Source organism: Paraburkholderia graminis (genome assembly GCF_003330785.1).
Lineage (GTDB): Bacteria > Pseudomonadota > Gammaproteobacteria > Burkholderiales > Burkholderiaceae > Paraburkholderia > Paraburkholderia graminis.
Window position 1 is genome coordinate 735,636 of sequence record NZ_CP024935.1, and the last position, 23,373, is coordinate 759,008.

The window sequence follows — 23,373 nt, forward strand, 5'->3', positions numbered from 1 at the left end:
TCATCCCCTCGCGCCGCGGCTTCTGGGTCCGTATGCGCAGTGAGTAATTCGCCTGTTACGGGTGCTGCTATGGATGCTGCTACTGGTGCTGCCTGCGACCGTTGTCAGGCGTTGGCTTAAAACTCTACGCCCGATGTCGTTCGTGTTCAATACGAAGTCGCATCAATAGTACAGGCTGCGCCCGCTTTTTGCTTTTAATCAATGCACGCCGCACCGTGCTGCGCGCGCGGCTCATCCTGTACTACTTGCGTTTACCCGGGTTGCGTCATTTAACTTGTTGCCGCTAGGCGGCGGAGTACACCATGGACCGTATCGACATCGCTCGCCTCGCGAGCTTCCCAATCGCCGCCTCGGCCGCTTCGACTGCCGACACCGCCGCGCCGCGCGCGAGCGCGCCGTGGGGCGCGCCTTCCGAAGCGCCGCCGGCGCGTCGCATGGACGTCGTGTTCATCGAAAACTTTATCGGTCAGACCATTATAGGAATCGACAGCAGCGAGCTGCACGTGCCGCAACCCGTGCGCATGAATCTGGCGATCGGCGTACCGGCGCTGCGCGCGTGCGCGACCGATCGTATCGAGGACACCATCAACTATGCGGCGGTGCGCGCGGCGTTGCATGCGCTGCTGGAATCGCACGGCGTGCGTCTGCTGGAGGCGCTCGCCGAAGCGGTGGCGCGCCTGCTCATCAACGATTTCGGCGCGCACTGGGTACGCGTGGCGCTCGCGAAGCCGGCCAAATTCGACGACGTCGCGGCGGTCGGCGTGCAGATCGAACGGCAGCGCAGCGACATGCCGAAGCCAGCGACTGCGCAAAGCGGTCTCGCGGATTATGCGTCGCTAGGCGAGGGGCTGATTCCGAATTGACGCGCAGCCGAACCGCATGCAATGGCATCGCCGGTTCGGTAGCGCACAGTGTGGCGAAGATGGCGCGGGCCGCGTGCCCGCGATTCTTCTACTTCGAAGCCGCCGTCTTGTCGGTGCTGAGCCCGCAGCTACGATAAGCGTCGGCCTGCAGCGCGCGGAATTTCTTCGTCTGAGCCTTCGCGTGGTCGACGCGAAACTCGGCGCCGCCTTCGCCGCCCAGCGACGCATACCGGGAAAACGTGGATTGATCGACGAACTCGTCGTAGGGCAGCGCGGTCGCCATTCTGTCGATCACGCACGAGCATTTGTAGACGTTGGCGAAATCGTGTCCGTTGTCGTCCATGCACGCGAGCACGTATTCGACGCGGCCTGTCGTCGGGTAGTTGTAGCCTCCCGCCGGGCCAGCCGCTTTGGGCGCGTCGCCGTCCGCCCAGGCGAGCGGGGCGGCGAGCGCGATGCAGGCACACGCCGCCAGCGCGCGACATCGTAGGGTCATCTCATGCCTCTTCAAAGCAATTGCACCGTGGCGCACTGCGAAGGTCCGCGCGGCAACGCTGTGCGGCGGCGTGCGCGCGGACCCCGAGCCATCGATCAGTTGGGTGCAAACGGATGGGCGACGCTGCTCTTCTTCTGTACCACTTCGGCAGCAGTCGGTTCGCCTCTCACCGCGCGCTGGATCGCCTCGCGCGTGGCCTTATAGTTGTACTCCTGAATTTTCTTGTCGTCCTCCGCCTGCCAGTGAATGAACACGCCGACGCACAGGAACAGGTCGTCGGCTTCGTCGGCCGGGATCGTGCCGTCCTCGACGCTGTCCGCGACGGCGAGCGCCACAGCATGCTGCGCTGGCCCGAACATCTGCACGGCCTGCTTCGCGCCCTTGATCGTCACCTTGTTGAAGAGGATCGTGTTCGGCTTGGCGAGCAGATTCGGCGCGACGACCGCGAGCAGCGATGTGAAGCCATCCTTATTGTTGGTGAGCGCATTGCAGAATGCGGTTTCCGCAGCGGAACCTCGCGGTCCCATCAGCAAGTCGATGTGTGCGACCTCGTTGCCGTCGCCGACGAGCGACTCTCCTATCAGGACGCGATTGATCTTGGCCATGCTGTTCCTCCGATGAGTGGAATGGGGGACTTGCCGACTGACTGACACGCCGCCCGCGACGTTCCTGGTCCGCGAACGCCCGGCGGCGGTTGATGCACGATGGCATTCACTAACAGGTTCCGTGCCAGAGCGTGGCGGGTTGGCGCTTATGGTGCGCTGTGAGTGCGGCTTGTGTTGTTCTCGTCGTCGAGACAAAGGGCGACGAACAGCGTCGCCACGGTCAGGTCCGCGCTCGTGCCGGGGTTGATGGCGGCGGCTTTGAGTTCGGCGTCCCATGCGCGAAGTGGGTCGAATGCAGCGGGCGCTTCGAGTGTTTCGAGCGATGCGCCGGTCGCGCCGAGGCGGGCTTGCGCGAGCGCGCTTCGCCATTGCGCATGCCGTTCGCGTGCCGCAAGCGTGACACTCTGCGCCACGGCCGCGCCGTGCTTACGCACAATGTGCGAGTCGGGCCACGTGCTGAGGAAGGTGAGGAATGTGTTTAGGGTGGCGGCGAGCGTGACATCACGCGCCGCGTTCAGCGCTTGCTCGCCACAAACTTCCCGTAAAGCGCCAAGCCCCGTTTCGAAGATGTCGCGAAAGCCTTCCGCATACTGACGCGCGATGCTGTCGCGCGCGGCGGCGAGCGCCATCGCGTCGCGCAGGCCGACCGTCGGCGCGTCGTGCACCGATTGCTCAGGCGCGTCGCCGAGACCGCCGGGATTTGCCAGCGCGATCGCACGGTACGCGAGGCGCGCGTCGTCAACGTCGAGCCGCGCGAGCACGCGTTCGGTCGCGGCTTGCCATGCGTGCGCCGACAACGGACGCGCAGTCTGTTCGAGCGCCGCCGCGAGCGGCGCGACCAGCAGCAGGATGCCGAGATTCGTATTGCAGCCGACGGCCGCGCGCGTGCGCGTCACCGCGTCGAGCAGGCGCTGGCCGATTGGCGCACCGCGCGCGAGCAGCGCGTCGGCGGCGGCGTTGGCGCTCGCGAGGAACTGCGCCGCGCTCATGCCGTGTCCTTCGCTGTCCACGCTGACGTTGCCGGGCTTCGGCGTGTCGACGTCGAGGCGGCAGGCGGTCAAGAAGGCAGCGCGCATGCGCTCATGCGCCGTGGTGTCGGCATCGCGATGAGCGTCCGGATTCAACAAGCGGCCCGTCGAGCCGCCTGGCTCGTCGGCGCGACCGGATTCCGGCTCAACCATGACGCCCATGCAGCGCCACCACGGCCGCGTCGCCGGTTTCGGCAAGCGCGGACGCGCCGCGCTGCGCCGGCAGCTTGCGAAACAGCAGATCGTCGACGAGCGCAGCCGCAATATCGATCGGCGTCACCGATTGCAGGCCGCGCCACGCCGCCACGCCGTTCACTTCGAGTACGAGCGGCCGGGCGGCGTCGTGCGGATCGGGAATCAGATCGACGCCCGCATAGTCGAGCCCGAGTGCCTCGGCGGCACGCACGGCGGTTTGCGCGAGCGGCGCATCCAGTTCGGCGGGCTCGCACGTCGCGCCCTGCGCGAAGTTATGAATCCATCCCTTTCCGCCGGTGCGGCGCATCGCCGCCACCGCGCGCGCGCCGATCACCAGCACGCGCCAGTCGAAGCCGGCGCGGCCGCCGTCGATATAACGTTGCAGATACGCGACCTGGCTATAAGGTTTCAGCGAAGGCAGCGGCGCGAGCAGCGCAGACGCCGCGCGGCGCGCGCCCAGCCGCTTGAGCCCATGACCCTGCGAGCCGAATAGCGGCTTAAGCACGACCTGGCGGCCCGCCGCGGCCTCGCGCATCAGCACGCGCTGCGCGAACGCCGCCGATTCGCCCGCCCACGTCGCGGGCGTCGCCACGCCGTAGCGATGCAGCAGGAAGCTCGTCATCGATTTGTCGACGCTGCGTTCGATCGCGCGCGCATCGTTATAGACCGGCACGCCCGATTCGCGCAGCGCGTGCAGGATGCCGAGCCGCAGCGTGACCTGCTCAAACGTGCCGCCGGCGATGCCGCGCACGAACACCGCATCGGGCAGCGTATGGCCGAAGCCGGGCAGCACGAGCCCGTGCGGTTGCCATGTCGTATCGATCCGGCAGTCGGCGAGATCGACACAGCGCGCCTCGGCGCCGCGCGCGCGAAACGCTTTTTTCAGGCGTCCGGTGTGCCAGCCGGTTTCGTCGGTCATGATCGCGATGCGCAGCGGGGCCGGCGCGGCTGACGTGTTCGTGCCGCCGTCGTCCTTTTTGTCCTTTTCGTCCGCTTCGGGGCGTGCGAGTGGCAACGGCAAGCTCATGGCTTGCCGCTCCATTGAGCATGCAGCAGATCCGCGTCGACGCTGCCGCCGTGATACGTCGCGCCGCTTTCCAGGCTGCTGACCCACACCTCGGCGGGGGCAAAGAGCGCGGGATCGATCTGATAGAAGTCGTAGTTAAACGACGTGAAGATGTCCGCGAACGGGCGGCCGTGATCGCGCGAGTTCGACGCGGGCAACTCGGCGGCGAGCCGTTTTGCCACCGCATCGTGCCTGACCGTGAGATGCACGCGGCCGCCGTAGAGGATTGCGTCGTTGGTGCGGCCCATCGCCTGAACGCCGTCGGGCGCGGGCGGCGGCAACGGCGCGGAGCCGCCGGCTTCGACCACTTCGTCGAGCGCGACGCCGAGCACGTGCGTCTTGTGCAGCGCAACTTCGACGACGCGCGCCACCACCTGCACCGTTCCCGCGACAGAGTGTGTCGGCGTGGTGACAAGCGTGAGCCGCTCGGGCGCGAGACCGCAGTCGGCGAGCACCTTGTCGATGATCACCTGCGGCGGCAGACGGTCCACTTCCAGCACCAGTGCGCCCCGGTCGTGATGGTCGCGATAGCCGAGTTCCGCGAAGAGCGGTTCCTTGACGGCAAGCGCGCGCGCCGGGCCGGAGCCGAGCGAGAAGAACTTCTTGCCGCCGGTCTGCTCCTTGGTGGCGGCGAGGCTCCATCCCGCGTATTGGCTGCCGAGGCAGGCGAGCACGGGCCAGGAGGTGCGCACTTCGATCGTGCTCGGCCACAGCGGCCGTGCATCCAGGCTCTCGCGCACGGTCACGTGGCCGAGGCCGCCCATGCAGATGCGCGCGATCAGCACGCCCGCCGCGACGCTGCCCGGCGCGGCCACGCCCGCGTCGACCAGCACGGTGCCGTTCTCCGTGCGGCTGACGGCGGCGCCAAAGCGCGGCGCGTCGTCGACGAGACGCGCGACGAGGCGTTCGCTGAGCGCGTTCACGCTGAGCGCGGCTGCCAGCGGTGGACGGTTATCGTCAGGTGTGGCAGTGGAGGATGGCACGGTCGGGCTCATGGAAGGGCTCATGGCAGGTTTCGATTCGTTCAAGAACCAGCGTGTGCTGCGCGTCGAGCGCGTGCCGAACCGCGTCCACGGACGCTGCGCGCACGAGCAGCGTGCAGACCGGCTGGCCGGCTTCGAGCCGCGTGCCGGGCATCGGCACGTCGCGGCAGCGTGGATCGCGCAGGCAGGCGTCGCTGAATGCCTCGGACGCCGTGAACGGATGCGGCGCGAACAGCACCTGCTGGCCGGCGCAGCAGGCCGCGCGCGCGGGCTCGGCGGGCAGGCGGCCGAGGCGGCATGCGTCGATATGACAGGTGAGCAGGCCGCGCGGCCACGCTTCGGGCGACGCGGTTTCGTAGAGCGTCATCGTCGACGACGGACGCGTGTTGATCTCGAGCACTTCGAACGACTCGCCGTCGAGCAAAAAGTCGCAACTGTTGATGCCGACGAGTCCGACTCGGGCGCACAGTGCGGCGATCGCCGCGCGCACCCGCATTTCGACGGCCGGCGGCAAGCCGATCGGACCGATGGAGCCGGCATGCACGAAGGGCAGCGTGCCCATCCTGCACGTGAGTTGTTGCGCGAAGCCGATCACGCGAGCGCTGCCGCGCGCGGCGACGAAGAGCGCCGACATCGGGCGGCCACGGCTTTGGCGCTGGAAGTAGGCTTGCGGGGGAGTGTCGTGGGCGAGCGGGTCGCGCGCCGCAACCGCCGCAAGCGGCTCCACATGCGTCCCGCCGCAGCCATCCGCGCGTTTCATCAACCAGCCGTACGCCTCCCGAGGTCGCGTGAACGCAACCTGCGGATGCGGAATCTCCAGCTCGTCGAGCAGCGCAAAAAAGCGCCGCGGATCGCGCACCTGAGCGCTGGCGTCGACGGAATTGCCGATGAAGCGCGGCAGCCCCGGCGTGCTACACAACTGCGCGATAAACGGCTCGAGCCCGCTTCCGTCGATCCAGCCGATCAGGCCCGGCAAGCGCGCGCTGCGGGCGAGCGCGTCCGTGAGCCGGGCGACGTCGATCGACAACGGGCCGCCGCCGATGTCGAACCACAGCTCCGACGCCTCGCGCGTGTCGCGGTCTCCGAATATATCGAGCGCGACGACGCGCAGGCCCGCGCGCGCGGCGGACTGCGCGAGCATGCGCGCAGACAGCCCAGCCACCGCGACAAACGGCGCACGCGCCGAAGACGTACGCGCCGTCATGGCCGCTCCCGCAACGGCGCGACGCCGCGGTTGTGGTCGTGGTTGTGGTCGTGGTCCGTCAGGCGTGACATGCCAAGATCCTGTCGCACGGCGCGCCGCTCAGCCGAGTCCGGCCGCGACGGCGCGGGCCTCGTCGAACGCCTGCGGAAAACTCAAATACACGGGCTTGCCGCCCGTGCGCATCCGCGTGAAGAGCCGATGCTCGACCTGATACTTGACGTTGCCGATCGCGAGCGCGCCGATGCCGATCGCGCCGCCCGCAGTCGGCACGCCGTCGATCGGCTTGCCGTCGTTCATCACGTTCACGCCGGCAATGCCTTCGGGCGGCACGGCGTTGACATCGGCGGCGATCAGCAGGTGACGCGCGTGGGCGAGGTCGTCGCGGCTCACCACCTGCACGCCGGCGACGGCGGTCGCGAGCACGATCTCGGCCTCGCCGAGTGCGGCGCGCAGTTCGTCGGACGTCGCCGTGCCCACGCCTTTCGTCACGATCTGGAAGCGCTGATTGAGCTCGTCGCTCACCCGCGTGGCGCGCGCCGCGTCGGTGTGGCTGGCGATGCAAACGTCGGCGCCCAGCGACGCCGCCATCGCCGCCGCCACGCGCCCGACCGCGCCGGTGCCGCCGAGAATCAGCACGCGCTTGCCGCCCAGTTCCATGCCGTACGCCTTCGCGAGATGCCGCTCGGCGAGCGCGACGAGCGCGGCGGCGGTCGTGTACGCGCCGCTCGGGTCGGCGAACACCGACACCTCGAACGGCGGCACCATTGCCCGGCGCGCGCTGTCGAGCATGTCGGCGGCGAGCATCACGTCGCGTCCGCCGATGAAGATGCCGGTGCGCGCCACGCCTTTCGGCCCGCGCGAAAAGATCGCGTCCTGCGTAAGGTTCGCCACCATCCCCGCGTCGACGTTGCAGTACGGCACGATGATCTGGTAGCCGGCATCGGCGGCCATGTTCACGTCGAAGGGGCTCATCTGCGGCGTGGCCGTCAGCATGTGCAGGATGTACGGCCGTTCGGCGGGTTTTTCAGTGGTGTCGGACATGGCAGGGGGCTCGTTTCAATGGCGATGTCGTGGATTGCGCAAGGGAAGGGCCGAGAGAAGCCGCGCTCCCGTCGAGATGACGCAAAAGGCGCGGGCTGGTACGCCATGCTGTTTGCGCGAGTCGCATGTCGTGGCGCGCGTCGCGCTGGTGACGTTGATGGCGTTCATGACGTCCGGGAGTTCGTGACGTGCGTCGCGTCGCGCGCGGTGCTGCGGCATCGCCGGCATGCGCGGACCGTTCGTGAACCGCCCGGTGCACGAATCGCGGCGCGGAGTAAAAGCACTTCATGCTGCGCCGATGCGGTGATGCTGCCGCGCCTCGCTCGAGCGCACGGTGGCGCCGCGATTGCGTCCGCCGACGATCGTGCATTCGATCTGCGGCATGCCGCGCGTCGCTTCGCGCGCGGTGGCGAGCGCGGCTTCGGCGTCGCGCGCGCTGCCGACGATCGCGAAACCCGTCGGACCCCATGAACTCTGGCCGATGCCCGCGGTGCGTTGCGCGGCCACCGCGCGCAGCGCGCGCTCGACGCCGGGGCTCGTGAACACGCCGCCCTGCACGGGCGCGAAATATTCGCCGATGGTCTGCTGCATCTCCGTCAGGCCGTGCGCGAACGGCACGATGTTGCGTTCGGCGGCGCCCGGCAGGATTTTCATCAGCACGAGGTGGCACAGATGCGCGGCGAGCCGCTGCGGAAACGGCGCGAGCGCCGCGAGGCCGCGCCGTTCTTCGGGGCCGTGCAGACCTTCTCGCGCGGTGTCGCTGACGAGCAGCACGCGCCAGTTCTCGGGAAACGGCTGACGTGCAAGTAGCGGCGGCACGCCCGGCCGCAAATCGCCGGACGGCCCGCCGTCGACCAGCAGGCCGCCGGAATCGAAGCCGAGCACGCCGATTCCCGAACGCGCGCCACGGCCGAGCAGGCTCGCCAGTTCGGACGTCGTCGCCAGATGGCCGAGCAGCCGCACGAACGCCATGCCGACCGCAAGCGCGAGTTGCGTGCCGGAGCCGAGCCCGGTGTGCGCGCGCGGCATCTGCGTGACCTGAATCGCGACCGGCGTGGGGTCGAACGCGGCATGCAGCCGTTCGAGACAGATGGCGATGCGCTCGCGTTCCGCATCCGATAGTGCGCCGCTAATGCTGTCGCGCTCGGCGAAGCGCGCTTCGATGCGAGTGCCGCCGCCGTCGATCATCAGCCCGACGCTGCCGAACGCGCGCCCGAGCGACGCGTTCGGATCGAGAAAGCCCAGATGCAGCCGCGCGGGGGCGTCGACCGTCACGGTGGCGTCAGGCGAAAGGCGGCGAACGTGAAGCTGCATCGCGAGTGTCCTTGTTCATGCGTGACCCGATGGCGCTCGAGCGGGAGGAATCGTCACGCGGCCATTGGTGTGACCATGACTGTGACTGTGGCCATGAGCGCCACGGCGCGACGCTCGGCGCAGGACGTCAAGCGAAAGGCGTACCAGGCTGCCGCGCGATGCGTCGCGTCAACCGCCTTCCGATGTTTCCGGCGCCTGCGATGGCTTCGGCGCGTCGTACTTGATATAGCGGAAGCGCTGGTCGTCGGTGGGCGTGCCTTCCAGTGGACCGCCCTCGGTGGCCGGCTGCCACTGGATGAACGACTCGATCTTGCCGGCGAGCGCGAAGTCCTTGTCGGTGATGCCCTTCGCCGAATGCGTCTTGAGCTTCACGATCACGAATGCATAGGAGACCGTCAGATCCGGGTGATGCCAGGCGGCCTCCGCGAGATGACCCACCGCGTTTACCACCATCAGCGTTCCCTTCCAGCCTTCGGTGCGGTATTTGCGCCGCAACCAGCCGTCTTCGACATACCAGTGCTGTAGCGGACCGACGAGACGTTGCTGGATCTCGTCGTCGGAATAGACCTTTTCTGTGCTTGCCATGATCGCTGCTCCGCAAATGTTGGATCGCAAAGTCGGATCGCAATGTTGAATCGATCGCTCGGCCTCATGTTGCGCTGCAATTGATGCGCCATGCGACTGGCGGATGGACCGACGCATCGCGCGAACCGCTTCGCATGCAGCCTGCCTCGCGACGGACACGCTTCGTATCGGGCCATGACACAGTATGTCCCACATGCCGCGCATCGGTGGTGTCACGGCGTGACACAGTTGCCGTGCGTCGCCCGTCATTGGTGTTTCATCCACGTGTCACATGCCAAGGCCGACGACGCCCGACGCGCCGCGCGCGGCTTGATGCGATGTGACCGCGCGGCGTTTGACGCTCGCCTCGTAACAGCGCCTGCGCTGTGCGCCGCTGCCGCATCGGCATGGAATATGCGTTGGCCGACATGCGCCGCAAAACCCGACAACGATCGGGAATGGCGTTGATCGTTACCCTGCTCCGTGGTGGCGCGCCCGGTGCTGCGAGGTAGCGTGGGTCATTCGTGAGTTGAACAGCAAGACCATTCTGGAGGAGACATGAACTTACGCACCACGGTTCTTGGGCTCGCGATCCTCGCGTCGGCAGCCTTGAGCTCTATCGTTGCACAGGCCGATTCGCAGCTCGACGGGCTCATGAAAAGTCCGTCTAACTGGGCGGCTCAGGCAGGCGATTATGCCAACCACCGCTACAGCCCACTCAAGCAGATCAACGAAAGCAACGTCGGCAAACTTCAGGTCGCATGGACCATGTCGACCGGCGTGCTGCGCGGCCATGAAGGCGCGCCGCTCGTGATCGGCGACACCATGTATATCCACTCGCCGTTCCCTAACAAGGTGATTGCGATCAACCTCAAGGATCAGACTTTCATCTGGCAGTACCAGCCGAAACAGGACGATTCGGTTGTGTCCGTGATGTGCTGCGACACCGTTAATCGCGGGCTCGCTTATGGCGACGGCAAGATCTTCCTGCAACAGGCCGACACCAAGCTCGTCGCGTTGAACGCGAAAACCGGCGACGTCGTGTGGAGCGCGCAGAACGGCAATCCGAAAGCCGGCGAAACCAACACCAATGCGCCGCACGTATTCGGCGACAAGGTGCTGACGGGCATCTCGGGCGGCGAGTTCGGCGTTCGCGGACGCCTGATCGCCTACGACATCAAGACGGGCAAGCCGGTCTGGACCGCATTTAGCACGGGCCCGGACAAGGACATGCTGATGGACCCCGACAAGACGATGACCTACACCGACGGCAAGATGGTGCCGGTTGGCGCAGACTCGTCGCTGAAGTCATGGAAGGGCGATCAGTGGAAGCTGGGCGGCGGCACCACGTGGGGCTGGTATGCGTGGGACCCGAAGCTCAACCTTGTCTACTACGGCACCGGCAATCCGGGCACATGGAACCCGACGCAGCGTCCCGGCGACAACAAGTGGTCGATGTCGATCATGGCCCGCGATCTGAATACCGGCATGGCGAAGTGGGTCTATCAGATGACGCCTCACGACGAGTGGGACTATGACGGCGTCAATGAAATGATCCTGTCGGATCTGACCATCGACGGCAAGAAGGTGCCCGCCATCGTTCACTTCGACCGCAACGGCTTCGGCTACACGTTGAACCGCGAGAGCGGCCAACTGCTCGTCGCGCAGAAGTACGATCCGGCCGTGAACTGGGCGGACAGCGTGGACCTGAAGAGCGGCAAGCCGATCCGCAATGCGGCTTATTCGACGCAGGCAGCCGGTTCGGATCACAACGTGAAGGGCATCTGTCCGGCGGCGCTCGGCTCGAAGGACCAGCAGCCCGCGGCGTTCGACCCGAACTCGAGCCTCTTCCTCGTGCCGACGAATCACGTTTGCATGGACTACGAACCGTTCGATGTCGATTACGTGTCGGGTCAGCCGTATGTGGGCGCGACGCTGTCGATGTATCCGGGTCCGAACGAGAACAACGCGATGGGCAACTTCATCGCGTGGGATGCGGCGAAGGGCAAGATCGTCTGGTCCAAGCCGGAGAAGTTCTCGGTGTGGTCGGGCGCGCTCGCTACCGCTGGCGGCATCGCGTTCTACGGCACGCTCGAAGGCTACCTGAAGGCAGTCCGCATCAAGGACGGCAAGGAACTGTGGCGCTTCAAGACGCCGTCGGGAATCATCGGCAACGTGTTCACGTATCAGTATCAGGGCAAGCAATACGTGGGCGTGTACTCGGGCATCGGCGGCTGGGCCGGCATCGGCATGGCGGCAGGACTCGAGAAGTCGACGGAAGGTCTGGGCGCAGTGGGCGGCTATCGCGAACTCGCGAAGTACACGGCGCTCGGCGGCACGCTGTTCGTGTTCGCCATCCCTGGCGGTGCCGGCGGTTAATCAACGGCTGGTTCAATAACAGTTGGTTCAATTGAGTCATGGGTCCGCGTCGCTGCACGAAGCAGCCGGCGCGGCCCTTTCCCGAGGATCGAGGAGACATCTGCATATGAAAGGCCGATCAATCTTGTTGGGAGCGGCGTTGCCGGTCCTTTTCGTCGTGCTGCCTGTCGCGTACGCTCAGACCAATCCCGCGATTGCCCAGGTGGCGTACAAGGTGGTCGACGGCAGCAAGGTGGACAGCAACACGTTGCAAGGATGGAAGACCTGGCGCGCGCTTGCCTGTGAACGCTGCCACGGCGCGCAGCAGCAGGGCATGGTGGGGCCGTCGCTCGTCGAGGCGTTCAAGACGCTCGACAAGAACGAGTTTCATCGCACCGTGTTTGGCGGGCGGGTCGAGAAGGGCATGCCCGACTTCAGTTCCAGCCAGATGATGCAAAAGAACTGGGAGAACCTTTACGCCTATCTGAAAGGGCGTTCGGACGGGCAGATCAAGCCCGGCGATCTGCAGGCCATCGACGCAAAATAGCGCGCGGCTTTACTTCAGGAGGTGATCGATGCGTCATCGTCATTCAATGCACGTGCATGCCGCGCTCGTGGCAGGCGCGCTTTGCTATGCGGCGCTCGCAAGCGGCGCAGTGCGCGCCCAGGGCGAGGCGCTGCCCAACAACGACGGCGCCGACGGCGTGCTGCGCGTCTGCGCGGACCCGAACAACATGCCCCTGTCGAACAACAAGGGCGAAGGTTACGAGAACCGCATCGCGAGCCAGATGGCGAGCGACTTCGGCTACAAGCTCGAATACACGTATTTTCCGCAGCGCATGGGCTTCGTGCGCCATACGTTGCGCGAGAAGGTGGCCGATACCGGCGCGTACAAATGCGATCTGATCATCGGCGTGCCGAAAGGCTACGACATGACATCGACGACGCAGCCCTATCTGCGCTCGACGTATGCAATGGTGTTCAAGAAGCGGCCCGAACTGGCCGGCATCAATACGCCCGACGATCTGCTCAAGCTGCCGCCCGACCAGCTTCATAAACTGCGTTTCGGCATCTTCACGCAGACGCCTGCCGTCGACTGGCTGCTCGGTCATAACCTGATCGATCAGGCGGTGTCGTATCAGGTGCAAAGCGGCGACCCGCAGGAATATCCCGGCCAGATGATCGAACGCGATCTGCAGGCGGGCAATGTCGACGTGGTGTTTCTGTGGGGGCCGATTGCCGGTTACTTCGCGAAGCGCTCGGGCGATTCGGTGAAGCTCGTGCCGTTCCCGGCCACGCCGGGCATCCGCTTCGACTATACGATTTCGATGGGGGTGCGCTACGGCGAGAAAGCGTGGAAGGACAAGGTCGATCAATGGATCGGCGCGAACCACGACAAGATCGACAGCATCCTCACGAGCTATGAAGTGCCGCTGCTGAAACCGGTCGACGCACCGGCGGGCAAACCCGCGGACGCGTCGCCATGACGGCGGAGTGTGGTGGGTTTCCCGGCGGTATTCCTGACGACGGCGTGAGCGGCGGTATCGGCAACGGCAGGCGGCGCGTGCTCGCGGCGTGCGCCGCGAGCATCGCATGCGTGACGGGCGCAATGGGTGCGATGGGCGTCGTTGTAGCCAACGCGCAAGCGGCCACGCCTGCACCCGCATCCGCGCCGGGCGCGAGCGATATTTCGCCCGCCGAGCGCCTCATCTTCACGACCGATCATCTGCACGGCGTCGAGCAGCAAACCGAACTCGATTACGCGTTGCTCAGCTCCGACACGTCCGCGCACGGCAGCGACACCGTCAAGGTACTCGTGACGAGCGCCGACAACGCGAAGGGCGACGCCCAGGTGTCCGATAAACGCGGCGCGGTTCCGTTGCCGAACGGCGGCTTGCAGTGCAATCCCGTCATCATCTATTTTCTCGAGCGCGACATCGCCGAGATGGAGCAGTTGACGGGCGGAAAGCGCCGCTATTTCCAGCAGCGCCTGCGGCTCGCGCTCGCCGCCGGGCCGAAGATCGAAACGGTGACGAGCCAGATCGGCGGCAAGGCGGTGAAGGCGCAGCAGATCGTCGTGCAGCCGTATCTCGACGATCCCAACGCCGCGCGTTTTCCGCAATACACGGGCAAGCGCTATACGTTTCTGATCGCGAGTACGGTGCCGGGCCAGGTCGCGATGATTCGCACGGAAGTGCCGGGCGCCAACAACGATTTCGCGCATCCGCTGCAAAGCCGCGCGCTCAGTTTTCAGGCTGTGTTGCGCAAGCTGACGCCGCCGGGCAATGCGCCAAATGCACCGAATGCGCCTGGCGCGCCGAACAACGCGCCGCGTTCGCCGAACGATCCCGTCACGCCTTCGAACGCGCCGCGCGCGAGCCGGTAGCGGCGCATGGCCTTGAATTTCATCCGCTCGCTCACGCTGCGTCAGTTGCAGATTTTCGTCGTGGCGAGCCGCTATACGAGCTTCGCGCGCGCGGCCGAGGAATTGCATCTGACGCAGCCGGCCGTGTCGATGCAGATTCATCAACTCGAGGAAGCCGTGGGCCTGCGTCTGTTCGAACGGATTGCGCGCAAGCTCGCATTGACCGAGGCCGGCGAGAAGTTCAGCCATCACGCGAGCCGCATTCTCGGCGAGATCAAGGACGCCGAAGATGCGATGACCTCGCTCAAGCAGGCCGACAGCGGCTCGATCGCGGTGGGCATCGTCAGTTCGGCGACGTATTTCGCGCCCAAGCTGCTCGCGATGTATTCGCGCATCTACCCGAAAGTCGACGTTCACTTTTCGGTCGGCAATCGCGACGCGCTATTGCGTCTGTTGCAGGACAACGCGATCGATCTCGCGATCATGGGCCGGCCGCCGCCGGAGTTGGACACGACGACCGAGCCGCTCGCATGGCATCCGCAAGTGGTGATCGCGCCGGTCGATCATCCGCTCGTGGGCGCGCAACGGTTCGACTTGCAGGAGCTGCGCGGCGACACGTTTCTGGTGCGCGAGCCCGGTTCCGGCACGCGCATGGCCGCGGAGGAAATGTTCCGCCAGCATCTGTTCACGCCCGCGAAAGTCGTCACGCTGGGCAGTAACGAAACGATCAAGCAGGCGGTGATCGCGGGCATGGGCGTGAGCCTCATTTCGCTGCATACGCTGCTGCTTGAACTGCGTACCGGCGAACTCGCCCTGCTCGATGTGAACGGCACGCCGATCGAGCGGACGTGGCAGATCGTGCATTTGCGCGCCAAGCAGCTTTCGCCGACCTGCATGATCTTCCGGCAGTTCCTGCTCGAGGAGGCCGCAGCTTATCTGGAGCGCGAGTATGCGGGGTTCGTGCCGTCGCCGGGAAGATCGAAGGTTCTGTTAAAGGCAGTCGACGACGCATCCGCGTGAAGCGTTTTTCTTGCCGGCGGCGCGGTGTGTGCCCGCCATAGGAGATTGCACCGATGGGTTCCAGCGAACAGCTTCAGGACTGGCGTCTGCACGCGCTGCATATCGAGGAAGAAGTCGCGGGCGCGGTGATCGGCCAGTCGCAGGTGATCCGGCTCATCACCGTGGCGCTGTTTGCGCGCGGCCATGTGCTGCTCGAAGGCGGCGTCGGCGTCGGCAAGACGACCGTGTTGCGCGCGTTTGCGCGCGTGGTGGGCGGCGAGTTCGAGCGCGTCGAAGGCACGATCGATCTGATGCCGGGCGATCTCGTCTATCACACCTATGTCGATGCCGAAGGAAGGCCGCGTATCGATCCCGGTCCGCTTCTGCGGCACGGCGAGCGGCTCACCACGTTCTTCTTCAACGAAATCAATCGAGCGCGTCCGCAGGTGCAGTCGCTGCTGTTGCGTGCGATGGCCGAGCGTTCGGTGTGGGCGTTCGATCGCGAATATCGCTTTCCGCACATGACGGTGTTCGCGGATCGCAACAAGGTCGAGAAGGAAGAGACGTTCGAACTGGCGTCGGCGGCGCGTGACCGTTTTCTCTTCGAACTCGGCATGCCGACGCCCGACGACACCGAGGTGCGCCGCGCGCTCGTGTTCGATGCCGACTATCACGACGTCGACCGGCTGCTCGCGCGCCTTTCGCCGGCCATCGTGCCGTGGGAGCAGTTGAACCAGATCGGCGCGGCGATCCAGCACAGCGTGCAATCGAGCGAGACGATAGAGCGCTACGTGCTGGACATCTGGCAGGCTACCGAAACGCCGCAGCGCTTCGGCATCGCGCTCGACGGCGTGGACATGGAGCGGCTCATTCTCGCGGGCGCGAGTCCGCGCGGGATGAGCGCGCTGTTGCGCGCGGCGCGTGTGGTCGCGTGGCTCGCGGGCCGCACGCATCTGATTCCCGAGGACATTCACGCGGTGCTGCTGCCCGCGCTCGGCCACCGCGTGTTCTTCACGCCGATCTACGAATTGCGCCGCCAGGAACTCTCGGAGGCGTTGATGACGCAGATCGTCGGCAGACTGGCGGTGCCTTGAGCGATGAACGCGATAGCGGAATTCCACTACCGTTTGCCGATGCGCTCATCGGGCGTTCGGCCCGGCTCGCATCGTGGATCGAGCTTCGGCGCGGGCCAGGAATTCGCGATGCACGGACGCCTCTTCGACTATCCCGATCCGCGCCGTCTCGATCTGCGGGCGAGCGTGCGCGCGGCGCGCTCCGAATGGCTCGTGCGGGTGCATTTGCAGCGCGCGGCGGTGCCGGTGCAGGTGCTTGTCGATGTGTCCGCGTCGATGCGCTTCGGCAGCCGCCAAACGAAACTGGAGGTGGCCGCGGATTTCGTCGAGGCATTGGGTTATAGCGCATTTCGTGTGGGCGATCCGTTGGGCATGCTCGCCTTCGATCATGCTTCACGCGACGATCTTTTCATGCCGGCGCGCTCGGGCCGCGGCATCGGCAATCTGCTCGCGACGATGCTGCGCGGGAGCGAGAGCGCGGCGTCGAATGACGTCAGCGAAAGTGCGGACGCACTGCGGCGCGTCGCGTCGACGCTGGCGGGCCGTCAGGCGCTGGTCTTTATCGTCTCCGATTTCCACTGGCCGCTCGCGGCCTTACCCGCCGCGCTCGACTTGCTGGTGCATTCGTACGTCGTGCCAATCGTCATATGGGACGTAGCGGAGACCGTGCCGCCCGCGGGCGGTCCGCTGCTCGCGGTCAGCGATGCCGAGTCCGGCGCGCGGCGCACGCTGTGGCTGAGCGCCGGCGTGCGGGAGCGTTGGCGCGAAGGCGTTGCAACACGCCGCGCCGAACTCTCGCAGATGTTCGGCAAGCGCGCGATCCAGCCGTTTTTTATCGAAAGCGCTTTCGATCCGGAGGCCATGTCGCGCTACTTTCTGGAGGCCGTTGCATGAGATTCGGGGGAACGCTACGCCGCATACGGGCCGCGATGATCGTCGCTATCGTGCTGCTGCCTTCGCTATTGCCGTCGACGAACGCAGCAGCCGCGAGCGGCGCCGCATTCCAGCCGACCGTGCAGGAGCCGCGCGCGTTCGGCTATCTGCTCGGCGATGTCCTCACGCAACGCATACTGCTGCAAGACGGCGACCGCGAGATTGGCTCGGTGACGCCGCCTTCGCTCGGCCGTACCGATACGTGGCTCGAGCGCCGGCGCGTTCGCACCGAGACCGACGACGAGGGCCGCCGCTGGATGGCGATCGACTATCAGCTCGTCAACGTGCCGACCGCGCTCACGCAGATTGCGTTGCCCGCGTTGACGCTGCCGTCGTCGTCGGGCGCGACGCTGCGGGTCGCCGAGTGGCCGATCAGCATCGGTCCCGCGACGCCTGCGAATCCGTTCAATGCCGGCGATCTGCAAGCGCTGCGGCCCGACCGCCAGGCTTTGCCGCTGCCCACTGCGCCGCTGCGGCGGCAGGCCGGCATCGCTGCGGGCTTGTCGTTGCTGACCTTGTTCTCGTGGGCGGGCTGGTGGTGGTGGCGCAATGCGCGCGAGTCGGCGCGGCTGCCGTTCGCGCGCGCGTGGCGGCAAATGCGGCGCATGCAACGCACGCAGCGCGACCCCGAGCCGCGCATGGATGCCTCCACGGATGCGTGGCTTTGCCTGCATCGCGCGTTGAACGAAACGGCGGGTCATGTCGTGCATGGCGGTTCGCTGCCGGCGCTGTTCGCACGGGCGCCGTATCTGCAACCGTTGCGCGCGCAACTGGAGCAGTTCTACCGGCAATCGGCGGAGCGCTTTTTCGTGCGCGCGTCGACCGCCGAGGCCTATCCGCTCAAGACGCTGTGCGAGGCGCTGTATCGCGCGGAACAGCGTCATCAGCGATGAACGATATGGCGCTCGACTTCGCTCATCCCTGGCTGCTCGCGCTGCTGCCGCTCGCATTGCTGCCGCTGCTGCCGCGCCGCGCCGACACGCTCGCGTTTTCGTGGATCGCGTGGGTGCCGGACGATCGCGCGGGACGCTGGATCGGCGCCGTCGCGCAGGGCAGCGCCGTGCTGGCGATGCTCGCGATCGTCGTCGGTTTGGCCGGTCCTGGACGCTCGCATCGCGAGGTATTGCGCACGGGCAGCGGCGCGCAGATTCTGATTCTGATGGACCGCAGCGCCAGCATGGACGAGCCGATCAACAGCAAGGGCGTCGAGGTCAGCGCGGGCGAATCGAAGAACAAGGTGGCGCGCGCTTCGTTGACGGAGTTCGTCGCGCAGCGGCCGAACGACCGGCTCGCGTTCATGATGTTCGGCACGAGCCCGTTGCTGGCGATGCCGTTCACGTACGACCATCGCGCGATCGACGCCGCCATCGCCGGTACGAGCGTGGGCCGCGGCATGCCCGACACGCAACTCGATCTCGGGCTGCTGACTGCGATCGGCGAATTCAATCAGCAGCATTCGTCGAGCCGCCGCGCAATCGTGCTCGTGTCGGACGGCGGCGCGAAGCTCAATGCGCGTGTGCGTCAACTGATTGAAGACGGCCTGCTGCGCAATGACATCGCGCTCTACTTCATCTACTTGCGAAGCAGCATTTACAGTCCCGACCTGAATGCGAAGGTGCCGGCGAGCGAGTCGTCGGCGGAAGCGGAATTGCACCGCTATTTTCTTTCGCTGAAGACACCTTATCGTTTGTTCCAGACGGGTAATGCAAAAGCAATGAGGGACGCGATGGCCGAAATCAACCGGCAGCAGAATGCGCAGACGACGTTCGTCGAGCGTTTGCCGCGCGAGGATCTGAGTTCGTATTGCTTCGCGGCAGCGCTTGCGAGTTGCGTGCTGCTCATCGCATTGCGGTTCTTTCAGGTTCGGGTGTGGGCATGAAGCGCGCGTCGGTGCATGTCATCTTCGGGGCGGTCGCGCTGTGTTGTGCGGCGGTGGCCGCTTATGACTGGCTGCGATTGCGTCACGCGGAAGAGGTGAATCAGGTCGTGGCCGCTAGCGCTACCGCTACCGCCGGCAAGGCAGCCGCGAAGCAGGCGCCGCGCAGCGCCGGCAGCATGGACGACGCGCCGCAAGTCCGACTCGCGCGTGCGATCGCGCTGTCGAAAGAGGGCGCTTACGACACGGCGGGTCCTCTCTTCGAGTCGCTGATTCGCGAGCAACCCGAGAGCGACACTGGACGCGCTGCGCTGTTCGATCTCGGCAATCTGTATCTGCGCCAGGGCATCGGACATAGCCCTGCGGGCGCGGTCGAATCGCTTGCAATGGTCGAGGAAGCGAAAGCGCGCTACCGGAGTCTGCTGCGCATCGCACCCGACGATTGGGACGCGCGCTACAACCTCGAACGTGCGTTGTGGCTCGCGCCCGAGACGCGTTCCGCGTCAAGTGCGCCTGACGTCAAGGAGCAGCACGACATCAAGGTGCGCGATCCCGAAAGCAGGGACTTGCCGTGAGCCTGCGCGCATCCATGCGAGGCTTTTTCACCGGACGTCACTGGATGACGGCAGCCGCGCTCGTGCTGCTGATTCTGGCGCTTGCGATGCCGCCGGTCGCGTTGCCGCGCGATGCGTCGAGCTACATCGTCACATTCGATATTACGCAGAGCATGAACGTGGAAGATGCGATGCTCGACGGTGCGCCGGTGAGCCGGCTCGTGTTCGCGCGTGCGGCGATGCGCGAGGCGCTCGGGCAATTGCCGTGCGGGTCGAAAATCGGCTGGAGCGCGTTCACCGGGCAGCGCAGTTTTCTGCTGCTGCCGCCCGTCGAAGTGTGCGGCAACTATGATGCGCTGCTGGCGTCGCTCGATCGGATCGACGGGCACATGCGCTGGACGAACTACAGCCGCATCGCCGAGGGCGGTGTTTATTCGGCGGTTCGCGTGGCGCAGGAGATTGGCGACAGCACGGCAGTCGTCTTCGTCACCGATGGCCAGGAAGCGCCGCCGCTGCTGCCCTCCGATGCACTCAAGCAGGACATCAATCCCGCGCACGTGAAGGGCTGGCTGATCGGCGTGGGCGGCGATCAGCCGGCGCCGATTCCGCGCAGCGACGCGCACGGCAATCGCATCGGCTACTGGCAGGCGGACGAGGTCGTGCAGGTTCCGCAGATGCATGCGTCAGCGGCTCATGCGGCCAGTCACGAGGAACGGTCCGCGTTGCAAGGGCATTATTTGAGCGCGGTGGCCGGGCAGGTCGGCTTCGGTTATCGGCGTTTGATGGACGCGGAGTCGTTGCGCGACGCGATGCTCGATACGCGGCTCGCTCACCGCGAAACGGTGCCGACCGATTTGCGCTGGTGTCCCGCGGTGCTCGCGCTGTTGCTGCTCGTCTGGCGCTTTCTGCCGGGGACTGCTGTTTCTTTAGAGACGATGCGGTTTGGTACGACGCCTCTCGCACGGCTCTTTGGCCCGGCGCGGCGCGCTCGCGCGATTAGCTCATCGCCTGCCGACAGCGCTCACTACGCCGCCGCGGCTGCCGCCGCGCGCAACCGCGATCTGGTCGAATAGCGCGCTGCATACGCCCACTTACGCGGCTGCTCCGCGCAGATCGCGGATATGTTGATAGACGGTGGCGCGGCCCATTCCCAGCACGCTCGCCACATAGTTCGCCGCGCTCTTACCTTTGAACGCGCCTTCGGCCCACAACGCTTCCACCAGTTCGCGGCGATGGTCGCGCGTCAGCGAATTCAGCGCGAGTTGACGCTCCTGGAGCCACGCGTGAAGAAACGTGTTGATGCGCTCCTGCCAGTCGTCCTTGAAGAGTTCCTCGGGTTGCTTCACGACGCCCGCGCCTGAAATCACGCGGTCGATCACATGCTTGACGTCCTCGAACACGGCGATGTTGTAGTTCACGCACATCACCCCGACCGCCACGTCCGCGTCGTCGAATAGCACGGTGCTCACACAGCGCATGCGCCTGCCGTCCCAGTTGATCTTTTCATAAGGCCCGATCGTGCCGGACTCGACCGTGTGATCGATTTCCTCCAGCGCGGACTCGTCGCCGATCTCGCGCTTGGACAGATTGTTCGCGATGTACGCGACCGTCTGACTGTGCAGGTCGTGAATGACGATCTCGACGTAGGGGAAAAAAAGCAGCGCGATGCCGTCCGCGACACGGCTGTATCGATCCAGAAGCAGGCGGCGCGTGGCCGTTGTCTTGGTCTTTCGCATAGGGCAGGTGGGTTCCGGTTTCGCAGAGGCTACAACGCGTCGGCTCGCGCGTCATTTTGCCATGAGCGACGCGTGCGGCCGCTTAGGCGGCATCGCTGCATCGACGCTATTGCGCGGTCAGATGCCTGAAGAGTTCGAATGCGATTGCCACGTCTTCGAGTCCCAACCCGATCGAGCGGAAAAATGCGTGCTTTTCATAGGACGGCCGCGCCGCGATACCGGCGACGAGTTCCGGCAGATCGCCCGCCACGTTGCGTGCGTGCCAGCCGTGCTGCTCAATGGCCAGTTTCATTTCGCCCGCGCTTGCCGGAGTGGTTTGTCTGTAGTCGCAGTACACGTCCATTGCGGGAATCCACGCGGGCGGGACCTCGTGAGCGTTTGCCGCGTTCGTGCTGATCGATGTGACGAGCGCGGGCTTGCGAAGCATCCCGTCGGCCAGCACGGGCGTACCGGACGACGTGCACAGCGCGACGACGTCGGCGTCTGCCACGCAATCTTCAATGCGCGTGCAGATGTGGATGCGCTCATCGAGCGCCGTGATTTTCTTCTGCGTTATTTCGTCATCCTTCAGATCGCGCGAGAAGACGCGGATCGCAGTCCACGGCCTCAGCGCCGCGAGATGGCGAATATGAGCCTGCGCCACCGCGCCTGCGCCGACGACCGCCAGCGTGCGCGCGCCGGGCGGCGCCATATGCTCGACGGCGAGCGCGGTGGTGCCGGCCGTTCGCTCGATGGTCAGCAGCCCCGCATCGCACCACATGAGCGGCTGGCCGGTTTGCATCGACATCAATGCGGTCCACGCGGTGATCACCGGCTTCGAACCGGTCACGATGTAGGGCGACAGCTTCGCGCCGAACACCTGAGCGTCCGACATCGCGCCGAGGTACGTGATGAAGTCGCCCGCGCCGCGCGGAAAGAGCGTGAGCGTTTGCGGCGGCTGCACGGCCGCGTCGTTCGCGAGCGCACGAAACATCCGCGTCAAGGCTCCGCGCACGTCGAGATGCGGTAGCGCTTTGCGAACGGTTTCTTCGTCGACGATCAGAGGAATCGCCTTGTCCGTGTGTGTCGTGCTCATGTGCCTGTTCTCCGCAACGTTTGCCGGTATCCGGCGTCACGGCCATTCTAAAGTCAAAAAGTCCAGACTGGACTTTTATTTTGAAAATCGCTTGCTTTTGCCCGAGTCCACAATAGACTGTTGTTCCAGAGAGGGCGCGGACGCGGGTTTTCACCGACATTCGCGCGGCCTCTCCAGGCAGACAGGCGACGCCCATTCGTGCCGCTGATTCGCGATCCCCAACAGACAGGGAACCACCATGCTCCGCAAGCTCCAACTCTCTCTTTTCGTCGCCGCTGCTGTTGTGGCCGGTGCTGTCGGTTCCGTCGGCACGGCCAGCGCGGAAACCCAGAACACGTTGCGCTTCGGCATTGAAGCCGCCTATCCGCCTTTCGAAAGCAAGACCGCCACGGGTCAATTGCAGGGCTTCGACGTGGACGTCGGCAATGCGGTGTGCGCGAAGATGGCCGTGAAATGCGAGTGGGTCGAAAACGCGTTCGACGGCCTGATTCCCGCGTTGCAGGCGCGCAAGTTCGACGTCATCAATTCGGCGATGAACATCACGGCCAAGCGTAAGCAGACCATCGACTTCACGCGTCCCATCTATATCGTGCCGATCGTGATGGTCGCGAAGCGCGGCTCGGGCCTGATGCCGGATGTGAAGAGCATGCAGGGCAAGCGGGTCGGTGTGCTGCAAGGTTCGTCGCAGGAAGATTTTCTGAAGGCGCATTGGGCGAACGCGGGCGTCTCGGTCGTCTCGTACGCGGATCAGGACCAGGTGTACACCGACCTCGTCGCGGGCCGGCTCGACGCCGCCGTGCAGGAGACGCAAACGGTGGAAGACGGCTTCCTGAAGAAGCCGGCCGGCCACGACTATGCGATTGCCGGTCAGCCGCTCAGCGATCCCGCCACGCTCGGCGAAGGAACCGGCTTCGGCTTGCGCAAGGGCGACAAGGCGCTCGCGAAGAAGGTCGACGCGGCGCTCGAGGCGCTGAAGAAAGACGGCACGCTCAGCGCGCTTTCGCAGAAGTACTTCAATCGCGACATCATCGCGAAGTAATGTGTT

General features: G+C 65.6%; 24 protein-coding genes. 13 read left to right on the forward strand and 11 right to left on the reverse strand.

Annotated features, from left to right (window positions below; genetic code table 11):
* Positions 1 to 302: 302 nt before the first annotated feature.
* The gene (locus CUJ91_RS21505) at positions 303 to 863 is read left to right on the forward strand and encodes a dihydroneopterin aldolase (protein ID WP_114157076.1); all 561 of its coding nucleotides are present in this window, start codon (positions 303 to 305) and stop codon (positions 861 to 863) included.
* Positions 864 to 951: 88 nt separating this feature from the next.
* On the opposite strand, the gene CUJ91_RS21510 is transcribed toward CUJ91_RS21505, so the two are convergent.
* The 9 genes from CUJ91_RS21510 to CUJ91_RS21550 all read right to left on the reverse strand — a co-directional run bounded on the left by CUJ91_RS21510 (position 952) and on the right by CUJ91_RS21550 (position 9,380).
* Entirely contained in the window at positions 952 to 1,359 is a 408-nt protein-coding gene (locus CUJ91_RS21510) for a hypothetical protein (protein WP_053859325.1), read from the reverse strand.
* Between the two features lie 95 nt (positions 1,360 to 1,454).
* The gene (gene fae, locus CUJ91_RS21515) at positions 1,455 to 1,964 is read right to left on the reverse strand and encodes a formaldehyde-activating enzyme (RefSeq protein WP_006046604.1); all 510 of its coding nucleotides are present in this window, start codon (positions 1,962 to 1,964) and stop codon (positions 1,455 to 1,457) included.
* Between the two features lie 146 nt (positions 1,965 to 2,110).
* Entirely contained in the window at positions 2,111 to 3,154 is a 1,044-nt protein-coding gene (locus CUJ91_RS21520; RefSeq protein WP_408279777.1) for a triphosphoribosyl-dephospho-CoA synthase, read from the reverse strand.
* The gene (locus CUJ91_RS21525; protein WP_114157077.1) at positions 3,138 to 4,214 is read right to left on the reverse strand and encodes an ATP-grasp domain-containing protein; all 1,077 of its coding nucleotides are present in this window, start codon (positions 4,212 to 4,214) and stop codon (positions 3,138 to 3,140) included. The genes CUJ91_RS21520 and CUJ91_RS21525 overlap by 17 nt, the downstream gene beginning before the upstream one ends.
* Positions 4,211 to 5,248: a methenyltetrahydromethanopterin cyclohydrolase gene (gene mch / locus CUJ91_RS21530; protein ID WP_208716185.1), complete on the reverse strand. Its 1,038-nt coding sequence runs from the start codon at positions 5,246 to 5,248 to the stop codon at positions 4,211 to 4,213. The genes CUJ91_RS21525 and mch overlap by 4 nt, the downstream gene beginning before the upstream one ends.
* Positions 5,211 to 6,440 (reverse strand): ATP-grasp domain-containing protein, encoded by a 1,230-nt coding sequence (locus CUJ91_RS21535; protein ID WP_114157078.1) that lies wholly within the window; start codon positions 6,438 to 6,440, stop codon positions 5,211 to 5,213. The genes mch and CUJ91_RS21535 overlap by 38 nt, the downstream gene beginning before the upstream one ends.
* Before the next feature lie 99 nt (positions 6,441 to 6,539).
* The gene (locus tag CUJ91_RS21540; protein ID WP_006046609.1) at positions 6,540 to 7,481 is read right to left on the reverse strand and encodes an NAD(P)-dependent methylenetetrahydromethanopterin dehydrogenase; all 942 of its coding nucleotides are present in this window, start codon (positions 7,479 to 7,481) and stop codon (positions 6,540 to 6,542) included.
* A 285-nt stretch (positions 7,482 to 7,766) separates the two neighbouring features.
* On the reverse strand, positions 7,767 to 8,795 hold the full coding sequence (locus CUJ91_RS21545; RefSeq protein WP_053859322.1) for a beta-ribofuranosylaminobenzene 5'-phosphate synthase family protein: 1,029 nt from the start codon (positions 8,793 to 8,795) through the stop codon (positions 7,767 to 7,769).
* A gap of 168 nt (positions 8,796 to 8,963) precedes the next feature.
* Entirely contained in the window at positions 8,964 to 9,380 is a 417-nt protein-coding gene (locus CUJ91_RS21550) for a 4a-hydroxytetrahydrobiopterin dehydratase (protein WP_006046611.1), read from the reverse strand.
* A 537-nt stretch (positions 9,381 to 9,917) separates the two neighbouring features.
* Between CUJ91_RS21550 and CUJ91_RS21555 the strand changes: the two genes are divergently transcribed.
* The 11 genes from CUJ91_RS21555 (at position 9,918) to CUJ91_RS21605 (ending at position 20,590) form a co-directional block, all read left to right on the forward strand.
* On the forward strand, positions 9,918 to 11,738 hold the full coding sequence (locus CUJ91_RS21555; RefSeq protein ID WP_006046612.1) for a methanol/ethanol family PQQ-dependent dehydrogenase: 1,821 nt from the start codon (positions 9,918 to 9,920) through the stop codon (positions 11,736 to 11,738).
* A 106-nt stretch (positions 11,739 to 11,844) separates the two neighbouring features.
* On the forward strand, positions 11,845 to 12,264 hold the full coding sequence (locus CUJ91_RS21560) for a c-type cytochrome (RefSeq protein ID WP_006046613.1): 420 nt from the start codon (positions 11,845 to 11,847) through the stop codon (positions 12,262 to 12,264).
* Between the two features lie 28 nt (positions 12,265 to 12,292).
* Complete coding sequence (locus CUJ91_RS21565) at positions 12,293 to 13,204, forward strand: substrate-binding domain-containing protein (protein ID WP_006046614.1); 912 nt, start codon at positions 12,293 to 12,295, stop codon at positions 13,202 to 13,204.
* A gap of 122 nt (positions 13,205 to 13,326) precedes the next feature.
* Complete coding sequence (locus CUJ91_RS21570; protein WP_408280225.1) at positions 13,327 to 14,103, forward strand: hypothetical protein; 777 nt, start codon at positions 13,327 to 13,329, stop codon at positions 14,101 to 14,103.
* A gap of 12 nt (positions 14,104 to 14,115) precedes the next feature.
* Entirely contained in the window at positions 14,116 to 15,102 is a 987-nt protein-coding gene (locus CUJ91_RS21575; RefSeq protein WP_029965957.1) for a LysR family transcriptional regulator, read from the forward strand.
* A 53-nt stretch (positions 15,103 to 15,155) separates the two neighbouring features.
* Positions 15,156 to 16,175 (forward strand): AAA family ATPase, encoded by a 1,020-nt coding sequence (locus CUJ91_RS21580; protein WP_006046617.1) that lies wholly within the window; start codon positions 15,156 to 15,158, stop codon positions 16,173 to 16,175.
* A gap of 3 nt (positions 16,176 to 16,178) precedes the next feature.
* Positions 16,179 to 17,048, forward strand: coding sequence for a DUF58 domain-containing protein (locus CUJ91_RS21585; protein ID WP_114157080.1), 870 nt, complete (start codon positions 16,179 to 16,181; stop codon positions 17,046 to 17,048).
* A complete protein-coding gene (locus tag CUJ91_RS21590; RefSeq protein WP_114157081.1) occupies positions 17,045 to 17,980 on the forward strand; it encodes a calcium incorporation protein MxaA in 936 nt (311 codons plus the stop codon). Before CUJ91_RS21585 ends, CUJ91_RS21590 begins: the two co-directional genes overlap by 4 nt.
* Positions 17,977 to 18,966 (forward strand): vWA domain-containing protein, encoded by a 990-nt coding sequence (locus tag CUJ91_RS21595; RefSeq protein WP_114157082.1) that lies wholly within the window; start codon positions 17,977 to 17,979, stop codon positions 18,964 to 18,966. Before CUJ91_RS21590 ends, CUJ91_RS21595 begins: the two co-directional genes overlap by 4 nt.
* Complete coding sequence (locus CUJ91_RS21600; RefSeq protein ID WP_107707488.1) at positions 18,963 to 19,538, forward strand: MxaK protein; 576 nt, start codon at positions 18,963 to 18,965, stop codon at positions 19,536 to 19,538. The genes CUJ91_RS21595 and CUJ91_RS21600 overlap by 4 nt, the downstream gene beginning before the upstream one ends.
* Positions 19,539 to 19,582: 44 nt before the next feature.
* Complete coding sequence (locus tag CUJ91_RS21605) at positions 19,583 to 20,590, forward strand: vWA domain-containing protein (RefSeq protein ID WP_114157083.1); 1,008 nt, start codon at positions 19,583 to 19,585, stop codon at positions 20,588 to 20,590.
* 18 nt (positions 20,591 to 20,608) lie between these two features.
* On the opposite strand, the gene CUJ91_RS21610 is transcribed toward CUJ91_RS21605, so the two are convergent.
* Entirely contained in the window at positions 20,609 to 21,253 is a 645-nt protein-coding gene (locus CUJ91_RS21610; protein ID WP_006046623.1) for a helix-turn-helix transcriptional regulator, read from the reverse strand.
* A gap of 106 nt (positions 21,254 to 21,359) precedes the next feature.
* Positions 21,360 to 22,328 (reverse strand): ornithine cyclodeaminase family protein, encoded by a 969-nt coding sequence (locus CUJ91_RS21615; RefSeq protein WP_114157084.1) that lies wholly within the window; start codon positions 22,326 to 22,328, stop codon positions 21,360 to 21,362.
* A gap of 238 nt (positions 22,329 to 22,566) precedes the next feature.
* Between CUJ91_RS21615 and CUJ91_RS21620 the strand changes: the two genes are divergently transcribed.
* Positions 22,567 to 23,367: an ABC transporter substrate-binding protein gene (locus CUJ91_RS21620; protein WP_006046625.1), complete on the forward strand. Its 801-nt coding sequence runs from the start codon at positions 22,567 to 22,569 to the stop codon at positions 23,365 to 23,367.
* Positions 23,368 to 23,373 lie beyond the last annotated feature (6 nt).

Excerpts from the sequence above, each read along its gene's own strand:
- CUJ91_RS21505 (WP_114157076.1), top strand. The coding sequence starts at position 303 with ATGGACCGTATCGACATCGCTCGCCTCGCGAGCTTCCCAATCGCCGCC.
- CUJ91_RS21510 (WP_053859325.1), bottom strand. The coding sequence starts at position 1,359 with ATGACCCTACGATGTCGCGCGCTGGCGGCGTGTGCCTGCATCGCGCTC.
- fae (WP_006046604.1), bottom strand. The coding sequence starts at position 1,964 with ATGGCCAAGATCAATCGCGTCCTGATAGGAGAGTCGCTCGTCGGCGAC.
- CUJ91_RS21520 (WP_408279777.1), bottom strand. The coding sequence starts at position 3,154 with ATGGGCGTCATGGTTGAGCCGGAATCCGGTCGCGCCGACGAGCCAGGC.
- CUJ91_RS21525 (WP_114157077.1), bottom strand. The coding sequence starts at position 4,214 with ATGAGCTTGCCGTTGCCACTCGCACGCCCCGAAGCGGACGAAAAGGAC.
- mch (WP_208716185.1), bottom strand. The coding sequence starts at position 5,248 with ATGAGCCCGACCGTGCCATCCTCCACTGCCACACCTGACGATAACCGT.
- CUJ91_RS21535 (WP_114157078.1), bottom strand. The coding sequence starts at position 6,440 with ATGACGGCGCGTACGTCTTCGGCGCGTGCGCCGTTTGTCGCGGTGGCT.
- CUJ91_RS21540 (WP_006046609.1), bottom strand. The coding sequence starts at position 7,481 with ATGTCCGACACCACTGAAAAACCCGCCGAACGGCCGTACATCCTGCAC.
- CUJ91_RS21545 (WP_053859322.1), bottom strand. The coding sequence starts at position 8,795 with ATGCAGCTTCACGTTCGCCGCCTTTCGCCTGACGCCACCGTGACGGTC.
- CUJ91_RS21550 (WP_006046611.1), bottom strand. The coding sequence starts at position 9,380 with ATGGCAAGCACAGAAAAGGTCTATTCCGACGACGAGATCCAGCAACGT.
- CUJ91_RS21555 (WP_006046612.1), top strand. The coding sequence starts at position 9,918 with ATGAACTTACGCACCACGGTTCTTGGGCTCGCGATCCTCGCGTCGGCA.
- CUJ91_RS21560 (WP_006046613.1), top strand. The coding sequence starts at position 11,845 with ATGAAAGGCCGATCAATCTTGTTGGGAGCGGCGTTGCCGGTCCTTTTC.
- CUJ91_RS21565 (WP_006046614.1), top strand. The coding sequence starts at position 12,293 with ATGCGTCATCGTCATTCAATGCACGTGCATGCCGCGCTCGTGGCAGGC.
- CUJ91_RS21570 (WP_408280225.1), top strand. The coding sequence starts at position 13,327 with ATGGGTGCGATGGGCGTCGTTGTAGCCAACGCGCAAGCGGCCACGCCT.
- CUJ91_RS21580 (WP_006046617.1), top strand. The coding sequence starts at position 15,156 with ATGGGTTCCAGCGAACAGCTTCAGGACTGGCGTCTGCACGCGCTGCAT.
- CUJ91_RS21585 (WP_114157080.1), top strand. The coding sequence starts at position 16,179 with ATGAACGCGATAGCGGAATTCCACTACCGTTTGCCGATGCGCTCATCG.
- CUJ91_RS21590 (WP_114157081.1), top strand. The coding sequence starts at position 17,045 with ATGAGATTCGGGGGAACGCTACGCCGCATACGGGCCGCGATGATCGTC.
- CUJ91_RS21595 (WP_114157082.1), top strand. The coding sequence starts at position 17,977 with ATGAACGATATGGCGCTCGACTTCGCTCATCCCTGGCTGCTCGCGCTG.
- CUJ91_RS21600 (WP_107707488.1), top strand. The coding sequence starts at position 18,963 with ATGAAGCGCGCGTCGGTGCATGTCATCTTCGGGGCGGTCGCGCTGTGT.
- CUJ91_RS21605 (WP_114157083.1), top strand. The coding sequence starts at position 19,583 with ATGACGGCAGCCGCGCTCGTGCTGCTGATTCTGGCGCTTGCGATGCCG.
- CUJ91_RS21610 (WP_006046623.1), bottom strand. The coding sequence starts at position 21,253 with ATGCGAAAGACCAAGACAACGGCCACGCGCCGCCTGCTTCTGGATCGA.
- CUJ91_RS21615 (WP_114157084.1), bottom strand. The coding sequence starts at position 22,328 with ATGAGCACGACACACACGGACAAGGCGATTCCTCTGATCGTCGACGAA.
- CUJ91_RS21620 (WP_006046625.1), top strand. The coding sequence starts at position 22,567 with ATGCTCCGCAAGCTCCAACTCTCTCTTTTCGTCGCCGCTGCTGTTGTG.